Source organism: uncultured Ilumatobacter sp., from assembly GCF_963980585.1.
Taxonomy (GTDB): Bacteria; Actinomycetota; Acidimicrobiia; order Acidimicrobiales; family Ilumatobacteraceae; genus Ilumatobacter_A.
Genome location: NZ_CAXCAM010000079.1, coordinates 1 through 5264, shown reverse-complemented (window position 1 = coordinate 5264; position 5264 = coordinate 1). Strand labels below are relative to the sequence as shown.

The window sequence follows — 5264 nt, the reverse complement described above, 5'->3', positions numbered from 1 at the left end:
CGGTCGGACGTGATCCATCAGAGGTTGACCTTTTGATCCCGTCGATCATCGTGCCCGGTGACACGCCAGAAGAGCGAGCCGACTTGTTGACGCTCGCCCGGACCCGGATCGGGTTCTACGGAGCCACCAAGAACTACGCCTACCAATTCGACGATCTCGGTTTCGACGGTGTCTCGGCGGAGCTGAATCGCCACCTGAAAGCGGGCGATTCCACCGCGCTCGCGGCAACGATCACCGATGAGATGCTCGACGAATTCGCCATCGTCGGTCGCTGGGACGAGATTGCCGATCGGATCATCGACCGCTACGGCGGTGTGGCAGAACGCATCATCTCGTATCTCGCCGACGAAGACATCAAGCGTCGGCCCGAGAACCTCGCTCGATGGGGCGAGATTGCCGCTGCGGTGAGTTCCGACCACGTGGGTCTGCAACAGCGATCACCACATCGAGATGTGACCGAAGGGACGCCATGATTTTCAACGACGACCAACGACTTCTTGCCGAGACGCTCCGTTCGTACGCGCGCGAGAGACTGAAGCCCGAGTATCTGAACCGACCGGCGGGACGCCCGGATCAAACTTTGCTTGACGAGCTCGCCAATCTCGGCGTCTTCGGCCTGCTGGTGCCGGAGGAACACGGTGGTTCGGGCGCGACGTTCGTCGATGCCGGAATCGCTGGCGAAGAGTTGGCCCGCGGAGACTTCAACGTCTCGTCGTTCGTGCAACTGACGGCAATCGCCGCCACCGGGCTGAGGACCTGGGCGACCCCGACTGTCGCGGCAAGGTATCTGCCCAAGATTGCTGATGGAAGCTGTGTGCCAGCGATCGCCCTCACCGAGCCTGACGCTGGTTCCGATGCGGCCGCCATCTCCACAAAGGCAAGCGAGACCGATGGCGGCTGGCTGATCAGCGGCGAGAAATCATCGATCACCTTCGCTGGTTTTGCCGACGCGGCGATCGTTCTTGTCCGCACAGGTGGCCCAGGGGCAGCAGGAATCTCCGCATTCTGGGTTCCGCTCGACACCGACGGAGTGACTCGGTCGGTGTACGCAGGCGTCGGCGGCGAAATAATCGCTCGCGGCTCGATCGTTTTTGACGACGTCTTCGTGCCAGCCGACCACCTGCTCGGCGAAGTCGATGCGGGCTTCGCACAAGCGATGACCGCCTTCGATTTCAACCGCGCGGTGATTGCCCTGAGCTGCATCGGCGCCGCTTTCGAATCTCTCGACGAAACCGTCGACTACGCCAACACCCGCCACACGTTCGGCAAACCCTTGTCGTCCCGCCAAGCCATCACCCAACAAGTTGCCGAGCACTACGCGAAACTCCATGCAGCGCGCTCGGTTGCCTACGACACACTCACGCTCGCCGACCAATCGGCCAAACACACCACCGAAGCTGCCATGTCCAAATGGATGGGGCCGGCGTGGTCAGCCGATGCCATCCACACAGCGCTCCGCTTACACGGCTGGTCGGGCTACGGCAGCGATTTGCACTTCGATCAACGGCTCCGTGATGTCATCGGCCTCGAGATCGGCGACGGCACCGCCGAGATCATGAAAGCAATCATTGCCCGTGACCTCTTCGGAGTGCCAACGCACCGTTGACCGAAACGAAAACAACCACAGGCCTGAACCCGGCCACTCGACAGATCAGGGGAATGACCCAATGAAATCCCACCAGAACCGAAATGTCTTCTTGCCAGCTGAGCGGATCGCGGAAATGACCGCCGCAGGAGCGTGGGCCGACAAGACCATCTGCGACTTCTTCGATCAATGGTCGACAACCTGTCCGGATCGCACCGCCATTGTCTCCGTCGATTCCGAAACTGGGACGAGGCACAACATGAGCTTCGGCGAACTCGGTGAACTGTCTGACCGCATTGCAGCTGACCTGCACAGCAGAGGGGTGAGGCTCGGTGACGTTGTCGCTGCGCAGCTTCCGAACACCTATGAGATGCTGGCCATCACCCTCGCGTGTGCCCGCATCGGTGCGGTTGTCAATCCGCTGATGCCGATCCTTCGCGAACGGGAGCTCACCCACATCTTCACGATGACCGAGGCCACGGTTTTCTATGTCCCGGACACCTTCAAAGGATTTGACTTCAGATCACTGGCGAACGTCGTTCGCAAGCGGGTTCCGACTCTCGAGCATGTCATCGTCCTCGGAGCGAACGGATTCGAATTCGAAGATGAGCAGCGATCAACGCTCGAATACGACGCAGTGGACCCGAACGAACTCTTCCAGATCATGTTCACTTCCGGCACGACGGGAGAGCCGAAGGGGGTGATGCATACCGCCAACACGCTCTTTGCGAATATCACTCAGCTCGCGGACCGTTTCGAGGTCACGCAAGACGACGTCATTCTCTGTCCAACGCCCACTGCTCATCAATTGGGATTCCTGTTTGGCGTCCTGCTGCCCTGCGTGACGGGCGCAACGGTGGTATTTCTCGACACTTGGGTCACCGAGAAGGCAGTCGACCTCCTCGAGACCGAGTCGGTCAGCCTCTGCATGGGTGCCACTCCGCTCTTGATGGACATCAGTTCCTTCCCCGAAATCGAGCAACGCGATCTGAGCGCGTTCCGCCTGTTCGTCTCGGGCGGCGCGCCGATTCCGTCGGCCCTGGTTTCTCAGGCGAAGGAAAAGCTGAGCGCCAAGATCGTTTCGGTTTGGGGGATGACCGAGGTCTTGGCGGTCACGACCGTGAAGCTTGACGACACGGACGATCTTGCCGCCAGCACCGATGGTGTTGCCACGCCACATACCGCAGTGTCGATCGTCGATGGGAATCGGCAGCCCGTGCCGTCTGGGACCGAGGGGGTACTCGAAACGCGTGGGGCGACACTCTGTGTTGGCTATTTGAAGAAGCCTGAGTTGTTCGAACTGCGCGACGGCTGGTTTGACACCGGTGACTTGGCTCGGATGGACGATGACGGCTACATCCGTATCACCGGTCGAAGCAAAGACATCATCATTCGCGGTGGCGAGAATATCTCTGTGGTGGAAATCGAAGGGTTGCTGTTTGAGCATCCTCGCATCGCGGCGGTCGCGATCGTGGCGATGCCAGATCCGCGGCTCGGTGAGAGGGCGTGCGCCTTCGTACGTTTGGTTGATGATGAGCCGCTGGCGCTCGACGAGCTTCGGGACTTCTTGCTGGATCAGGGAGTCGCCAAGGTCTATGTACCTGAACGCCTCGAAGTCATCGAGGAAATGCCGATGACCCCCACCGGCAAGGTGCAGAAGTTCACGCTGCGAGACATCGCTCAGTCCTTTGTTGCGGAGTAGCAGTGTCGGGCGTTTGCGAAGAAGCCACTGAGGTGAAGGACAGGAACTGACCATGAGTGAGACAACGATCAGCGCTCACGAGGCGCTCGCCACAAGGCGATCAGTTCGTCGGTTCCTCGACCGTCCGGTGCTGCAGGAGTCGGTGCTCCGAATCCTCCGCGGAGCGGCCCAGTCTCCCAGCGGTCACAACATTCAACCGTGGAAGGTGTACGTGGTCAGCGGTGTCACCAAGCAGAAAGTGACCGATTCCATCCTGGACGCCGTCGCCAACGATCCGGAGGAGATGCATCAGCCGGAGTTCGAGTACTACCCGTCCGAATGGTTCGAGCCGTATCTCGGGCGGCGCAGAGAAGTCGGATCGGGGCTGTACCAGTGCCTCGGCATTGCGCGTGACGATCACGAAGCAAGGACTCGACAGATGAACGAGAACTTTCGCTTCTTCGGAGCCCCCTTGGGCATGTTCATCACCTTCGACAGGCGCCTCGCGACCGGCACCTTCATGGACATCGGCATGTTTCTACAGAGCATCTTCATCGGCGCGCGAGCGGAGGGACTCGATACGTGCGGGCAGGCCATCTTCACCTGGTATCACCGGGTGATTCGCCAACATCTTCCCATCGGTGACAATGAGTTGCTTGCATGTGGTCTGTCGCTTGGGTTCGCGGACCATGACGCACCAGAAAACGGACTGATCGCGAGCAAGCTCTCCGCCGAGTCGTTCACGACATTCCTGGACTAGATCCGTTCACCGGCGTCGCTCGCACGTGGCGCACATCGACTCCGTTGCCAGCGTCGGCAGCATCGAGTTCATTGCGGAAGTCGGCGGCGTTGATTGGAGCGGATGACGGGAATCGAACCCGCGTATTCAGCTTGGGAAGCCAGGCTTACAGCCCTTTGATATCCCCCTGATATGACCACCGAGAGCGTTTAGGGCCTCTTGCTGAACGAGTCGATAGCAACTCCCAAGAGCAAGGTCGTAGTTGCCAGCGCTGCCCCACCAAGAAGGGCGTCACGCTTCCTCAAGCTCAGCGAGTCGCTGACGTAGGTCCTTCACCTCTGACGGGGAAGCCACTTGGCCATATACCGCAGCAATCATCTGACACTCGGGGGCAGCGCGTGGACAAGGGCCGCAACCCTTGTCACGCAGGTTCACACCTTGATCCAGCCGGTGGTCCCGTGAAAGAGAGTTGCACCTCGCTCAAGAGCTAGTTTTCCATCCGCTCTCCGGGCCCACCGGGGTAGCCAGGCTCGAGGATAAAGATGGGATCGGCATCTGGAGGCAAGATGAATGTGTCAATAAGAATGGCATCTTTATCGCCGAGGTTAGCCGCGGCCATGGGTTTGTTTGGCGGCATGTAATAACACGTGCCTTCAGGGAATAACATGGGCTCTATTCCCTCCGCAAAGTCGGTGATAGTGCCCTCAATGACACACGTGTGACCTCCATATTGATGCACGTGTATGCCCACGCGAGTTCCTGCCTTGCGAACGCCTCGCTCGACCAGGAGCCGGTTTCCGTCCGCATCGATGGTGTCTAGCATGATTTCCACACCTTGAAGTGGTAAGAGTTCTCCGTCAGGGCGCTCGCCGTTCAAGGTAGTCATCTCACCGAAATACTCAAGCGGGTTCTCAATGACTTCATACCCTGGACTATCGGCTGCGGTGGATGCCGGGTTGCTGGCCGGCTCGCCGGCGCACCCACTCAAAGTGAGCCCGACTGCGGCGATAAGTGGCACGGCTAATTTACGTTTGGTATGCATTGGCGATTGTCCTTAAATCTTATGTGTGATGACGCTTCGATAGTCGGCCATTCGTCCTGCAAGTAGTCCATTGGAGCGGTCTAGGCTGACGGTGTAGCCCCTATCAGTCACCTAGCCAAGTATCTTAGAAGGCGCTATTTATGCCCATCTACCAGGGGCTTAGAGCGGATGACGGGAATCGAACCCGCGTTCTCAGCTTGGGAAGCTGATGTTCTAC

At 59.2% G+C, this 5264-nt stretch carries 5 protein-coding genes and 2 pseudogenes; 5 read left to right on the top strand and 2 right to left on the bottom strand.

All coding sequences use genetic code 11. From position 1 onward, the window contains the following. Together ACH2DW_RS15045 and ACH2DW_RS15040 are read left to right on the top strand one after the other, a co-directional pair. A partial coding sequence (locus tag ACH2DW_RS15045) for an LLM class flavin-dependent oxidoreductase (RefSeq protein ID WP_394930561.1) occupies positions 1–473 on the top strand: 473 nt, incomplete at its 5' end. Next, positions 383–796, top strand: a pseudogene (locus ACH2DW_RS15040) (acyl-CoA dehydrogenase family protein); the annotation flags it as partial. The gene ACH2DW_RS15045 and the pseudogene ACH2DW_RS15040, both read left to right, overlap by 91 nt. Here ACH2DW_RS15040 and ACH2DW_RS15035 read toward each other — a convergent pair. Next, a pseudogene (locus ACH2DW_RS15035) lies at positions 745–867 on the bottom strand (hypothetical protein); the annotation flags it as partial. The pseudogenes ACH2DW_RS15040 and ACH2DW_RS15035 sit on opposite strands and share 52 nt — an antisense overlap. Here ACH2DW_RS15035 and ACH2DW_RS15030 point away from each other — a divergent pair. From ACH2DW_RS15030 to ACH2DW_RS15020, 3 genes are all read left to right on the top strand, one after another. Next, positions 815–1606, top strand: coding sequence for an acyl-CoA dehydrogenase family protein (locus tag ACH2DW_RS15030; protein ID WP_394930562.1), 792 nt, complete (start codon positions 815–817; stop codon positions 1604–1606). The pseudogene ACH2DW_RS15035 and the gene ACH2DW_RS15030 overlap by 53 nt on opposite strands. A gap of 61 nt (positions 1607–1667) precedes the next feature. Beyond that, positions 1668–3287, top strand: a complete 1620-nt coding sequence (locus ACH2DW_RS15025) for an AMP-binding protein (RefSeq protein WP_394930560.1) — start codon at positions 1668–1670, stop codon at positions 3285–3287. 52 nt (positions 3288–3339) lie between these two features. Further along, a complete protein-coding gene (locus tag ACH2DW_RS15020; protein WP_394930559.1) occupies positions 3340–4026 on the top strand; it encodes a nitroreductase in 687 nt (228 codons plus the stop codon). 466 nt (positions 4027–4492) lie between these two features. On the opposite strand, the gene ACH2DW_RS15015 is transcribed toward ACH2DW_RS15020, so the two are convergent. Further along, the gene (locus ACH2DW_RS15015) at positions 4493–5047 is read right to left on the bottom strand and encodes a cupin domain-containing protein (RefSeq protein ID WP_394930558.1); all 555 of its coding nucleotides are present in this window, start codon (positions 5045–5047) and stop codon (positions 4493–4495) included. Positions 5048–5264: the final 217 nt, after the last annotated feature.

Coding starts and splice junctions, on each gene's coding strand:
- ACH2DW_RS15020 (WP_394930559.1), top strand. CDS start 3,340: ATGAGTGAGACAACGATCAGCGCTCACGAGGCGCTCGCCACAAGGCGA.
- ACH2DW_RS15015 (WP_394930558.1), bottom strand. CDS start 5,047: ATGCATACCAAACGTAAATTAGCCGTGCCACTTATCGCCGCAGTCGGG.
- ACH2DW_RS15025 (WP_394930560.1), top strand. CDS start 1,668: ATGAAATCCCACCAGAACCGAAATGTCTTCTTGCCAGCTGAGCGGATC.